The 13,495-nt window shown below is 33.3% G+C and carries 10 protein-coding genes; 8 read left to right on the top strand and 2 right to left on the bottom strand.

Annotated elements, in window-relative coordinates:
- The first annotated feature begins 394 nt into the window (after positions 1-394).
- The 6 genes from ABE048_RS08195 (at position 395) to ABE048_RS08170 (ending at position 7,909) form a co-directional block, all read left to right on the top strand.
- On the top strand, positions 395-1,555 hold the full coding sequence (locus ABE048_RS08195) for an aminotransferase class I/II-fold pyridoxal phosphate-dependent enzyme (protein WP_430310491.1): 1,161 nt from the start codon (positions 395-397) through the stop codon (positions 1,553-1,555).
- Positions 1,556-2,357: 802 nt separating this feature from the next.
- The gene (locus ABE048_RS08190) at positions 2,358-3,071 is read left to right on the top strand and encodes an IspD/TarI family cytidylyltransferase (protein ID WP_430310490.1); all 714 of its coding nucleotides are present in this window, start codon (positions 2,358-2,360) and stop codon (positions 3,069-3,071) included.
- Entirely contained in the window at positions 3,068-4,093 is a 1,026-nt protein-coding gene (locus tag ABE048_RS08185) for a ribitol-5-phosphate dehydrogenase (RefSeq protein ID WP_430310489.1), read from the top strand. The genes ABE048_RS08190 and ABE048_RS08185 overlap by 4 nt, the downstream gene beginning before the upstream one ends.
- 2 nt (positions 4,094-4,095) lie before the next feature.
- The gene (locus ABE048_RS08180) at positions 4,096-5,268 is read left to right on the top strand and encodes a CDP-glycerol glycerophosphotransferase family protein (protein ID WP_430310487.1); all 1,173 of its coding nucleotides are present in this window, start codon (positions 4,096-4,098) and stop codon (positions 5,266-5,268) included.
- Between the two features lie 42 nt (positions 5,269-5,310).
- Positions 5,311-6,486 carry a CDP-glycerol glycerophosphotransferase family protein gene (locus ABE048_RS08175; protein WP_430310485.1) on the top strand — a complete coding sequence of 392 codons (1,176 nt, stop codon included), beginning with the start codon at positions 5,311-5,313 and terminating at the stop codon, positions 6,484-6,486.
- A 34-nt stretch (positions 6,487-6,520) separates the two neighbouring features.
- The gene (locus ABE048_RS08170; protein ID WP_430310483.1) at positions 6,521-7,909 is read left to right on the top strand and encodes a polysaccharide pyruvyl transferase family protein; all 1,389 of its coding nucleotides are present in this window, start codon (positions 6,521-6,523) and stop codon (positions 7,907-7,909) included.
- Between the two features lie 99 nt (positions 7,910-8,008).
- On the opposite strand, the gene tagD is transcribed toward ABE048_RS08170, so the two are convergent.
- Positions 8,009-8,413 (bottom strand): glycerol-3-phosphate cytidylyltransferase, encoded by a 405-nt coding sequence (tagD, locus tag ABE048_RS08165; RefSeq protein WP_430310481.1) that lies wholly within the window; start codon positions 8,411-8,413, stop codon positions 8,009-8,011.
- An 83-nt stretch (positions 8,414-8,496) separates the two neighbouring features.
- Entirely contained in the window at positions 8,497-9,555 is a 1,059-nt protein-coding gene (locus ABE048_RS08160; protein ID WP_430310583.1) for a CDP-glycerol glycerophosphotransferase family protein, read from the bottom strand.
- 489 nt (positions 9,556-10,044) lie between these two features.
- Here ABE048_RS08160 and ABE048_RS08155 point away from each other — a divergent pair, with 489 nt between their 5' ends.
- Both ABE048_RS08155 and galE read left to right on the top strand, forming a co-directional pair.
- A complete protein-coding gene (locus ABE048_RS08155) occupies positions 10,045-12,189 on the top strand; it encodes a bifunctional glycosyltransferase/CDP-glycerol:glycerophosphate glycerophosphotransferase (RefSeq protein ID WP_430310480.1) in 2,145 nt (714 codons plus the stop codon).
- Positions 12,190-12,300: 111 nt separating this feature from the next.
- Entirely contained in the window at positions 12,301-13,320 is a 1,020-nt protein-coding gene (gene galE / locus ABE048_RS08150; RefSeq protein WP_430310479.1) for a UDP-glucose 4-epimerase GalE, read from the top strand.
- The last annotated feature ends 175 nt before the right edge of the window (positions 13,321-13,495 follow it).

Genomic DNA, 13,495 nt, shown 5'->3' with positions numbered 1-13,495 from the left:
CACCAAAAGTAAAAAAACATTAATTTATGGATAATAAATTCAATTGAGTGACTACGAATTAGTTTTCCACAATTTAACCAAAGCTGTTAAATGCGACTCATCATCCACGTCAGAAACTAGAATCATATCAAAATACCAGCCGCGAATAAGAAGAGCAATCAAAACTTGCACCAATTGCGCACATAAATCGACTGTAAGACCAAGCCTAAAAATCGTAAGAATAACTTTTCAATCCCTAATGCCAAATTATTACCTAAATACTCCAACGAAAGCCAACATCCATTTCTACTCAAAAATCTCCTAAATAGGAAATAAAATATTTAATTTTTCAGATTTATGAGTATAATATAAGCAAAGACTTTAAATCTAACTATAACGAAAGAAGGATATTCCTATGCCTTTAACAATGAATCCACATATGGATGAGCTAGGCTTGCCTGGTATTCGTAAATTTTCAAATCAGTTAGTCAACTATCCAGATGCGATTAACCTAACGATTGGTCAACCTGATTTCCCAGCACCTGAAGCTGTGAAACAAGCGGGGATTCGAGCGATTGAAAACAATTTAACAACATACTCAGCAAATGCTGGTTTAATCGAATTACGTAAAGCAGTGGCTGCCTTCTTCGAAGAAAAATATAATTGCCACTACAAGCCAGAAGACGAAATTATTGTTACGAATGGTGCAACACAGGCAATTGACTCTGTGTTCCGAACTATCTTGGATGTAGGAGACGAAATCATCTTACCAGCACCTATCTATTCAGGATATGAACCAATCATTACGCATTGTGGCGCAAAAACCGTTTACTTAGACACAACAGATACAGACTTCCAACCATGTGCTGAGCGTTTAGAAAAACTAATCACACCTAAAACAAAAGCGGTTTTATTTAACTTCCCGTCTAACCCAACTGGTGCAACGATTTCTCATGAACAAATGGATGCTCTTGCAAATGTGTTGGAAAAACATGATATCTATGTCATTTCAGATGAGATTTACAGTGAAAATACATTTGTTGGAGAACACCGTTCATTCGGGTCCTATCCAGAATTAAAGGACAATTTATTCCTCATTCATGGTTTATCAAAATCTCATTCAATGACTGGCTGGCGTATCGGCTTTTTAATGGCAGATGCTAGATTACTAGCTGATGTGACGAAAATTCATTCATTCAACGCTATTTGTGCAGCACTTCCTAGCCAATATGCTGCCATTGAAGCATTAACAAACTGTAAAAACACGCCACAAGAAATGAACCAGAGCTATATTAGACGTCGAGATTATGTCTATGATCGTCTCATTAAAATGGGCATTGAAGTGAAAAAGCCTAACGGTGCATTCTACATCTTCCCGTCCATCAAAAAATTCGGGCTAACATCCGAAGAATTTGCACTTCGTTTAATGAAACGAAAAGAGGGAGGCGTAGGAGTCATCCCAGGTTCTGTCTTCACACCATATGGTGAAGGCTATCTACGTATCACATATGCTTATTCAGATGAAGAACTTAAAGAAGGTATGGACCGCTTAGAAGCATTTATTAAAACACTATAATATAATCCTTTAAAAAGACTGTCCTCAGTTACAATAGGGCAGTCTTTTGAAGTGCAAAAAGTAAAATAACAAATCAAATCACACAAGAAAAAACATGGTGATTCAAATGTGAATGTTCACATTGCTAAATTTTGATTTTAATAATACTAAAAAGTCGTTTTTCAATAATTGTTGGGGGAGGGAGCGATTACTTTCATGGTAATATTCATAGTCTGTTTTATATTTTCTCTAATATTCACAATATTGTTAGGTGCATTGAATAAAAGCTTATTAAAATTATTTGTTCCAATTCAAAAATTAACAAGTAATTTAAAGCGAAAACAATTCATAAGTAGTCTAAGTTTAATTATTGTAATTATCATTTGTGGAAGTTTAGCAAATTACTATAAATTAAACGATATTTATTATGGTGTGTTGTTAGGATTTTTCTTTGCATTACAAAATATAATTTTTGAAAATCCAATAACTGATAATCAATCAAATACGCATTAATGAATTCCCTTAGTTATTTTTATTAGTGAGTTTGTTGGAAGAGAACAAACAATTAGTTGATGATATCCCCCAAACAAACACCTAATTTGTTAATCATATCTGTTAGCAGGAGTAAGCATTTGGCTTATTCCTGTTTTTTTGAGCAGAAATTAACATGGTCATTCGCAGAAAATTTAGCAACCCAATTTGCAAAGTAATAAGTAGTTTTTTAATCGAAATCTAATGAAATAACTGGATATTCTCATCAAATTCTAATTTTCCTAAGTTAATATATATATATCAAAAATAGTAAAAATAAGGAGGACCTGGAATGATTTACGCTGGTATATTAGCTGGGGGAAAAGGAACTAGGATGGGTAATGTTCCTATGCCTAAACAATTTTTACAACTACACGATAAACCAATTCTTATTCATACTATAGAAAAATTTATACTAAACAATCGTATCGACCAAATTATTATTGCTACTCCTAAAGAATGGATTAACCATACAAATGATATTTTAAACAAATACGACTTGAATTTACCGAAAGTATGGGTAACAGAAGGTGGAACTGACCGAAATGGGTCTATAATGAACATTATCAATTTCATCGAGGGGATATTCGAAATTCATGATGCTGATATTATTATTACACATGATGCTGTACGTCCATTTTTAACACACCGTATTATCGAACAGAATATAGAAGAAGGTTTAGTAAATGATGCAGTGGATACGGTAATAGCGGCAATAGATACAATTATCACTTCAGAGGATGGGGATTTTGTTTCGTCCATTCCTGTTAGAGATTTTATGTATCAAGGTCAAACACCTCAAACATTTAATATCAAAAAACTGAAAGTACTTTATAATTCTCTGTCGGATCAGGAGAAAAATATTTTAACAGATGCATGCAAAATCTTTGTGATGAAAGGTCAGAAAGTTAAATTAGTCCGAGGAGAAACATTTAATATAAAAGTAACAACACCTTATGATTTAAATGTTTCGAATGCGATATTAACAGGAAGTTTAGTCAGATGATCAATCAAGTATACCAACTAGTATCTGCTAGACAAATCGAAATTACATATAAGGACAGTTCTATCTCAGCTGACAAAGTGGTTGTACGCCCAACCCACTTGTCTATTTGTGCAGCAGACCAACGTTACTATACAGGTAGACGTGGTGAAGAAGCCATGAAGAAAAAACTTCCTATGGCACTTATTCATGAAGCTGTTGGGGAAGTAGCCTATGATCCAGAAAACATCCTTCCTATAGGGACCAAAGTTGTTATGGTTCCAAATAATCCAATAGAAGAAGATGAATATGTAGCAGAAAACTATTTAAGAAGTAGTAAATTCCGGTCAAGTGGTTATGACGGTTTTATGCAAGACTACGCCTTTTTAAATCGTGACCGTCTTATTGTTTTACCTCAGGATATTAATATGAGGGTTGCAGCCTTTACTGAACTCGTAACGATAGCTGTTCATTCGATTAGTCGTTTAGAAAGAAAAGCCATCAAGCGTCGAGGAACTTTTGGAGTTTGGGGAGATGGCAACCTTGGTTTTATTACATGCTTGATTTTAAAAAGTTTATATCCGGATTGTATAGTAACGATTTTCGGTAAAACAAATTATAAGTTAAATCAATTCTCCTTTGTAGACGAAGCAATTCTTATTGATGAGATTCCAGAAGACTATGAAATTGATCATGCCTTTGAGTGTGCTGGAGGTAAAGGAAGTCAATATGCCATCAATCAGATCATTGATCACATTAAGCCAGAGGGTGCGATTTGTATACTAGGCGTAAGTGAATATCCTGTAGAGATTAATACTCGAATGATACTAGAAAAGGGACTTACGCTTATTGGAAGCAGTCGAAGTGGGTCAGAAGACTTTCAAAGAACTGTCGACCTTTATAAAGAACATCCTATAATTATTGACTACTTAACAACCCTTATTGGGCAAGTATATACAATAACTTCTGTCAAAGAAGCAATTGAAGCCTTTGAAACAGATTTATCCAGCTCATGGGGTAAAACGATTATGGAGTGGAAAATCTAATAATGCCTATAAAAAAGACAATTCGTTATACGATTCATTGGTTATACAAAATTATTTATCAATCCAGCTATGCAATAATGTCGAAATGTCGTCCCATTAACGAAAAAAAAGTAGTTATGTCACTTTATCGAAGCAACAAGTTGGAAGGTAATCTAAAAGCATTCTATAACGAGGTCAAAAAACTGCATCCAGAATTAGAGATTCAACTTATACATCCAAGCAATAAGATAGGTTATGGGATGTTTAAAGAAATTCCGCATTTTTGTGATGCCAAATATATTGTGTTAGACGATTATTATTTACCAGTTTACTTAATTCATCCAAGGAAAGAAACGAGAATTGTGCAATTATGGCATGCTGCAGGCGCTTTTAAAAAATTTGGCTATAGTACAGTAGATACAAAATTTGGATCAGATCGAAAATATTTAGAAATTGTACCTGTCCATTCAAACTATACACATGTTTATGTTTCTTCAGAGCAAGTTATAACACAATATGCAGAAGCTTTTAATATGCCTAAAGGCAAAATTTATCCGTTAGGAATACCAAGAATCGATTACTTTTCTGATGAGTTTTATGTAAAAGAGATTCAACAAAAATTAACGAAGAGTTTAACAGTAGAGCAACAAAGAAAAACAAAAATTTTGATTGCACCTACATATCGTGCAAATGCAGGACAGCGAGAAACGGAATTGAATTTTTCAGTAGAACTTACGAACATCTTAAAGGATATCGATTCAGATAAACTATTAATCTTTGTACCGCATCCATATGTAAATAAAAAAGAGCTACAGCCTTTATTAGATTTACAACACAAACATCAAGAGCAAATCATTATTGGTGAAAACTTTTCTATCAACGAATGGATGCTCGTTGCAGATGCATTTATAACGGATTATTCATCAGCCGTATTTGAGTTTGCTCTATTGAAAAAGCCCTTAGCACATTATGTTCCTGATTTACCTGAATATCAAAAAAACCGAGGATTCTACAATAGCATTGAGAACATATCTGATGGGACGATATTAACCAATTCTAAGCAGTTACTCCATTGGATTAATGAGAGAAGAACTGGTGAATTTTACAATACAGATCGAATGATTCAGTACAATTTTTCCGTCACATCCAATGTTACAAAAGGGATTATCGAACATTTAATGAATTATCCAGAGTGAAAGAAAAGTCCTTTCATTCTATGACGAGTGAGGTATACATCGTTGACAACACTTAAACAAACAAAAAACAAGTTTCGAAAAAAACTAGATAGAAAATTTAAAAAAGAGATTTTCCAAATGCTATACAAAATGTTTTGTGTATTACCTATTAATAACAATAAAATTTCAATTCTATCGGATAGCCGCAAAAAATTAAGCGATAACTTTCAATTAGTCTATGATGAATTAGAAAGAAGACATAAATACGAATACTTCTTATTATTAAAAGAAAGTGTAACAAAACGTAAACGGTATTTGGAAATTATTAAACTTGCTTATCATATAGCCACATCAAAAGTTATTATGCTAGATGATTTTTATCCGATGATTTATCCCTTGAAAATCCGGAAAAACGCTGATTTAATTCAAATTTGGCATGCAGTGGGGGCTTTCAAAACATTCGGTTATAGTCGAGTTGGTAAAGTAGGAGGGCCAAATCCAAATTCTAAAAACCACCGTAATTACACGAAAGTGATTGTAAGTTCGTCAGAAGTTGCTCCATTCTATGCTGAGGGATTTGGTGTTGATATTAACAAGGTGGTTCCAACAGGGGTTCCTCGCACAGATGTTTTCTTCGATGAAGACTATAAAAATAATATGAATCAAAAATTATATGAGAAATATCCAGAGTTACAAGGAAAAAAAGTAATCTTATATGCACCAACATTTCGCGGCAATGGTCAATCAAGTGCACACTTCCCAATGGAACAGTTGGACTTAGAGAGTATTTATGAACAATTAGATGATAACGTTGTATTCCTTATTAAACATCATCCATTTGTGAAGAAAAAAATATCAATACCAGTTGAATATGGAGACAAGATTAAAGACTTTACAAAATATCCAAGTGTAAATGACTTACTATTTATCACAGATTTACTCATTACTGATTACTCATCTGTTTGTTTTGAGTATGCATTATTAAATAAACCAATGATTTTCTATTGCTTTGATTTAGAGGAATATATTGAATCACGAGATTTTTATATTCCATATCAAGACTTTACACCAGGTCCAATTGTACGTACTTGTGATGAAATGATTCAGAAAATCAAGGATTTAAGTGATGTTGAAAAAGTAGATTATACAAATTTCACAAATAAATTTTTTGAGGATTTAGACGGTCAATCTACGGAACGAGTTGCTGACTTAATCGAATCTTGTATGAAATCTATCTAAATCATAGTGTGATGAAAAGAAGGAGCATATAATTATGAAGAAATATTTAATTCGATCGGGAATCTCTCCGTTAGAAGTTCTTGACCCTGCTTATATGATTTTACACAATTCAATTGGAGGAAATGTAGGAAACTTAATCTATGCTTTTGGTGTATATAAAACATTAATGACTGATGACGTGGTAATTGAGCCTGACTATTATAAAATTGATCCAAGCCAGGCAAGTTATATAAATGAAAATTATGATGCCTATATTATTCCATTAGCAGATGCCTTTCGAAATGATTTTGTATCATCCCTTCGTAATTATACAAAACTTATTAAAAAACTTAAGATTCCTGTTTATGTAATTGGAGTAGGTTTACGTGCACCATTTGAGCCAAAACTAGATGAACCTTTTGAATTCGATAACGAAGTAAAAGAATTTGTGAAGGCAGTATTGGAAAAATCAAGTATGATTGGGGTACGTGGCCAAATCACATCGGATTATTTGTCAAGATTAGGATTTCGTGAAGGTATAGATCATATGGCAATTGGCTGTCCATCAATGTATACATTTGGATCAGAATTATCAATTCGAGAAACAACTATTACTTCTGAATCACTTGTATGCGTTAATTCCTCACGTCTATCTCCTAAAAATGTTTTGGACTTTATTACAAGAAGTACGAAAGAATTTCCAGATCATTATTTTATTCCACAATGGTTAAAAGAATTGAGATTGACGTATTTAGGTTTTCCTGAAATACAGAAAGCAGGAGATAATTATCCGGGGAAAATGTCTGATGAAGTCTATGTCAACAATCGCGTACGCTATTTCTTAAATGTACCAACTTGGTTAGATTTCTTAAGCAAAGCAGACCTTGCTTTTGGTGCAAGATTACATGGTAATATTGCTGCTACAATTGCAGGTACACCAAGTATTTTGATTCCAAAAGATGGTCGAATGCGAGAGCTAACAGAATATCATCATCTTACACATATTTGGGCAAAAGATATTAAAGAAGATACAAGTATATGGAATATAATAGAAAAAATTGATTTCCATCAAGTTTCGAAATACCAAACTGCAAATTTTGAACGTTTTATTGATTTCTTAAATAAAAACAATATAGATCATATTTATAAAGAGGGGTATCAACCAAGTCATATACCACTTAATGATAAATTGTCAAAACTTCAATTATTACCACCACTTGAACCATTAACTGGTTGTAGTGTTCCTGAGATTATTCAACGATTCGAGACTTTTTCAAAATTAGAAGATTCTATGCAAACGAAACCAAATCAACATTTAAAGAATCTAGAACAGCTAGTTTCAAAAAAAGAAAAACAGATCAAGCATCTTCAGGGTACTTTAAATAGAAAATCCACAAGGTTTGCTTTAAAATTTGCCAATATGTTTGGAAGCAAATCAAAATAACTGTTGAACAAGTATAATAAATAGCAAGAAACCAAACATTTTCTAAACACAAAACCCCTAACTGCTTACTTGCATTTAGGGGTTCTTTTTCATGTTATATTATTCTGCAGTAGTTGCTGCTGCGTTTAAGTCTTTTTTGATTTTCGTAGTTGAGATACCATCTGTACGTGGAAGGTAGATTACTTCACAATAGTCTTTTAAGAAATCGAATTTTCCTTCCCAGTCATGTCCCATTACGAATGTGTCGATATTGTGATCCTTTACATCTTGGATTTTTTGCTCCCAATTGTTTTCAGGAATAACCTCATCAACATATTTAATCGCTTCCAAAATAGTTTTGCGATCTTCGTAGCTGTAATAAGCTTTTTTACCTTTTAATGCGTTGAATTCATCAGATGAAATCGCTACAACAAGATAGTCGCCAAGTGCTTTGGCACGGCGTAGTATATTAACATGACCAACATGTAATAAATCAAACGTACCATACGTAATTACTCTTTTCATAATGTGCCTCCATAGATATACTAATGCGTATTATATTACAATTTATTCAAAAATGAAAGAATCCCTAAGATTGTTCGCTTTTTTTACTTATTCAATAAATAATCAACCAATTTGCTACTTGAATGACCATCTGAAAACCTATTCCATGATGCAGAAAATGCTCTGATTCGTTCCATATCAAACTCATCTTTTTGTAGCACGTATACGAGCTCATCATCTGTTGATACTACAGGTCCGGGTACTAATTGGTCGTAATCCTTCCAAAAACCACGTTCCATTGCATACTTTTCCAAATCATATGGATAAAAAATTTGAGGTTTACCCAATAAAGAAAATTCAAATGGTATAGAGGAATAATCACTTATGGCATAATCTGTCACACATAATAGCTTATTGATGTCCACATCATTTTCTACCGAGATAATTAATGGGTGATCAAATTTCCCTATATTTTGTGCTACAGCAGGATGCAATTTAATCATCATAATGTAGTTTTCGCCAAGTTGCTCAATAATATCCTCGAAAGCTAATGGAATACTCTGTGCATCAAGCTGTTGATCTCGAAAAGTTGGAGCATACAAAATGACTTTTTTGCCATTTAAAATTGGATATTTTGCCAACATTTCACGTCTAGCTGATTCAATTGCAGAAGGATCATAAAAGAAATCCGTTCGCGGAATACCTAACCGCAAAATTTGATGATCTTGCATTCCAAAAGCTGCTTTGAAAATTGGCGCCATTTCATCCGATCCAACAACTACTTTATCCATGCGGTTATATACACGTTCAAAACGACGAATAGCAGCATGAGAACGGAACAGAACGCTAGGATCCTGCAAACCAAACTTTTTTACCGCACCTGCTGCATGCCATAATTGGATACATTCCACATTTGGACGGAAATTCGTAACACTTAAAATGGCAAAATAATTATCAATTACGATCGTCTCAGCTGTAGCCAAATGATAAAGCCCCTGAATATAATCAAGTATGTTTGTTATTTTAAAGGATAACACTGTCCGTGCTCCAGAATGATTAAAACTTTCTTTACATTTACCAGTGCGTAAAACCACTATATCTTTAAAATCACGTGTTGCAAGTTCATTGACGACAAAGCGAGCATTATCACCAAAATCGCACATCAACACAATTTTTTTCTTCAATGGAAACAAATTGAACACAGAAAAAATGCATCTATTTATTAATAAAAAAAGTTCTATTAGCCATTCTCTTCTCATTCATTCACCCAATCTAGAAATTCATACTTATAGTTACAGATTATATCATAATTCATGTTCCATTTTGTAAAAGATATCGAATGCCACAATATGCCATTAATGATAAGGAATATTTTGTTAAAAAATTAATCTCTTTTACTTATAACAAATATTGGTGAAATATCATTTTTTCTCATCAAATTCTAATTTTTTGATGAGATAATTTTTTAAATGAAAAAAAGCCCCTGTTAAAACTTTAATTGTGAATAAATGAGGGGGTTACTTATTTTTCCAGCACTACTTCATAAAGCATAAGTAAGTTTCGCACATTTTCTGATCTTTTTAGATGGGTAAATATAACTTATATGTAATTTTGGCGTAATGGATGATAAAAGTAAAAAGAGGTGTCTTTGAATGAATAAATGTGTAAGTATAGTTGTACCTGTATATAATACAGAAGAATTTTTAGAAGAATGTTTTCAATCCATAGTTCAACAAACGCATCAAAATCTACAAATTATCGTAGTTAATGATGCATCTACCGATCAATCTGGGAAAATTATTGATCAATATATGGCTCAAGATTCAAGATTTGAAAATATTACAAACAGTGAAAGAATGGGTGTAGGTTTTTCACGCAATCTTGCCGTACAAAAAGCAACAGGAGAATACATATACTTCGTAGATAGTGATGATCTACTTCATGAGAAAGCAATCGAATATCTTCTTCAAGGCAATGAGCCAGAAACCATCTATACAGGACATACCGTGAAAATCACCAAAAAAGATGGAATCGAAGAATCACTAAAAGAACAAGAACAGCAGCAACAAGAACAAGATTCATTTCGTATAAAATCTCTACAGCAATATGAATTTTTTAAGAATATGATTATCTTGAACACTTTGTTTCCTACTCAACTTGTTCAATCACAGCAAATAAAATTCGACGAAAAAGTGAATAGTTATTCTGAATTAGCTTTTATGATGCCATTTTATATGCAGTATAAAATTGTTAGAGTGAAATCCTCGTATTATTTCCGTCGTGATCGGAATGATCCGATTACGAACCCATCGTTAAATCAACGTGATCGTGATCTATTACTTAATGATTTTGTCGATACTTTTGCTCGATTAAAAAACGACTATGAAAATCACGAAGAAGTGAGTAAACACTTGGATAAACAGCTGATTAGATTGTATCGTTCTCATTTCATTTTGTTGATGAAAGAAGAAGATAAAAAAGAACCAGCATTTTCTGTCCTTTCTCGCGCGATGAAATTAATTTCTGAGGAACGTGTGAAGAAACAAAACGTCGTAATACGTGGAGAACTTCGTGCATTACAAAACAATCAGTATCAAAAGTATCTTCGTATATTGAAACTTCACCATTTTGGTAGGGATACAAAGAAATCATTAAAAAGTCTAAACAAATTTTATCGTCAAATTTATCGTGATGTTTTTATGAAATGTCCATTAAATGAAAAGAAAATAGTATTTGAAAGCTTCTTAGGAAAACAATATGCTGACAGTCCAAAAGCAATCTATGAATATATGGTCGAAAATTTTCCGGAATATGAGTTTGTTTGGATTTTCAACGAAACAGGTAGAAAGCTTCCTGGCAATGCAAAACAAGTGAAACGATTAAGTCTTGCTTATTACTATCATTTGGCCACTGCAAAATATTGGGTCAGCAATATGCGACAACCGCTTCATTTGAAAAAAAGAGAAGGTAATATTTTCTTAGAAACATGGCATGGTACGCCTTTAAAAAGACTTGTGTTTGATATGGATGAAGTCTATTCTGCAAATCCAAAATATAAAAAGAACTTTTACCAACAATCAAGATTATGGGATTATTTGATTGCTGCAAATCCATATTCATCTGACATTTTTAAATCAGCGTTTAAATTTGATAGTAAAATGTTAGAATATGGATATCCACGAAATGATACTTTATACCAAAATAACAACGAAGATTATATTAACAAAATCAAGAAATCACTGAATATGCCATTAGACAAAAAGGTTATTTTATATGCACCGACTTGGCGAGATGATGAATTTTACGAAGCTGGCAAATATAAATTTGATTTGAAATTTGATCTTCAACAGTTACATCAAAAACTTGGCGATGAATATATTATCATTTTGCGAATGCATTACTTTATCGCTGATAACTTAAATATTGATGGCTATGAAGGATTTGTCTATAACTTATCTAAACACGATGATATTGCAGATTTATATATAATTTCAGATATTCTTATAACGGACTATTCATCTGTGTTCTTTGATTATTCAAATTTGCGAAGACCTATTTTGTACTACGCATATGACCTAGAAAATTATCGTGATAAATTACGTGGGTTTTATTTAGATTATGAAAATGAAATGCCGGGGCCAATTTTAAAGACAACTGATGAAATTATTGATGCCGTGCAGAATATTGATCAAATTAACGCACAATATAAAGATAAATATGATCAATTCTATGATCAAATTTGTTGCTGGGAAACAGGAAACGCGACTGAAAAAATAGTACACGAAGTATTTAATTAATAACCTGAGCACCAACACCTCATATGTCATGAATCTCTTACATACGATACTATTGGGCTTATGTAAGCCAAATTGAAGCTGATGCTCATTAAAGAAACGAGGAAAATGAAATTGAATAGTAAAAGTATTTTAGTAACAGGAGCAGCAGGGTATATTGGATCTCATACATGTGTAGAGTTGTTAGAGGCTGGGTACAATATCGTAGCATACGATAATTTGCATAATAGTAGTGTGAAATCACTAAAACGCGTAGAGGAAATCACAGGAAAAACCTTTCCATTTGTAGAAGGGGATATTCGTGATCAAGCAAAGTTAGAACAACTTTTTACCGAATATCAAATAGACGGTGTTGTGCACTTTGCTGGTTTAAAGGCAGTTGGAGAATCTGTTGAAGATCCTCTTCTTTATTATGAAAATAATGTGCAAGGGTCAATAGTGCTACTAAATGCAATGCAACGTCATAATATCAAGAAAATTGTTTTTAGCTCATCGGCTACTGTTTATGGCATTCCAAAAGTGGTTCCAATTGATGAAACCTTTCCACTAAGCGCTATTAATCCTTATGGCCAAACAAAGTTAATGGTAGAACACGTACTGCAAGATCTTGGTAATGCTGATCATGAATGGCGCATTGCATTGTTGCGCTATTTCAATCCAATTGGTGCTCATGAAAGTGGTAAAATTGGCGAAAATCCTTCTGGCATTCCAAATAATTTAATGCCTTATATTACTCAAGTAGCAGTAGGGAAACGTGAAAAGCTATCTGTCTTCGGTGATGATTACGATACACCTGATGGAACAGGCGTCCGCGATTATATTCATGTTGTTGACTTAGCAAAGGGTCATTTAAAAGCATTAGAATATTTAGCAGATCATAAAGGTGTGGATGCCTTTAATTTAGGAACAGGTAATGGCTTTAGTGTACTTGAGCTTGTCCATGCTTTTGAAAAAGTATCAGGCAAGACAATTCCTTATCAAATTACAGAACGTCGCGCTGGGGACAGTGCAATTTGCTATGCTGATACAACCAAAGCAGAACAAATGCTGCACTGGAAAGCACAGTTCGGTGTTGAACGAATGTGCGAAGACTCTTGGCGTTGGCAATCTAATAATCCAAACGGCTTTGAATAAAAAATAGAGGACCACGAAAACAAACGTTTTTGTGGTTTTTGTTTGCTAGTGGCCATTGAAAAAACTTTTACCGCGGTACACCAACTTGGTACGAGGACGTAAATTGCCGAGAGAGCGAATACCTACCCCGAGAGAGCAAACCTACCTGGTGTGAAGACGTAAATTGCTGAGAGAG

The organism is Rummeliibacillus pycnus (assembly GCF_050459865.1).
Classification (GTDB): Bacteria; Bacillota; Bacilli; order Bacillales_A; family Planococcaceae; genus Rummeliibacillus; species Rummeliibacillus pycnus_B.
The sequence above is the reverse complement of the archived record's forward strand: the minus strand, read 5'-3'. Positions and strand labels throughout refer to the sequence as shown.

Excerpts from the sequence above, each read along its gene's own strand:
- ABE048_RS08195 (WP_430310491.1), top strand. The coding sequence starts at position 395 with ATGCCTTTAACAATGAATCCACATATGGATGAGCTAGGCTTGCCTGGT.
- ABE048_RS08190 (WP_430310490.1), top strand. The coding sequence starts at position 2,358 with ATGATTTACGCTGGTATATTAGCTGGGGGAAAAGGAACTAGGATGGGT.
- ABE048_RS08185 (WP_430310489.1), top strand. The coding sequence starts at position 3,068 with ATGATCAATCAAGTATACCAACTAGTATCTGCTAGACAAATCGAAATT.
- ABE048_RS08180 (WP_430310487.1), top strand. The coding sequence starts at position 4,096 with ATGCCTATAAAAAAGACAATTCGTTATACGATTCATTGGTTATACAAA.
- ABE048_RS08170 (WP_430310483.1), top strand. The coding sequence starts at position 6,521 with ATGAAGAAATATTTAATTCGATCGGGAATCTCTCCGTTAGAAGTTCTT.
- tagD (WP_430310481.1), bottom strand. The coding sequence starts at position 8,413 with ATGAAAAGAGTAATTACGTATGGTACGTTTGATTTATTACATGTTGGT.
- ABE048_RS08160 (WP_430310583.1), bottom strand. The coding sequence starts at position 9,555 with ATGTGCGATTTTGGTGATAATGCTCGCTTTGTCGTCAATGAACTTGCA.
- ABE048_RS08155 (WP_430310480.1), top strand. The coding sequence starts at position 10,045 with ATGAATAAATGTGTAAGTATAGTTGTACCTGTATATAATACAGAAGAA.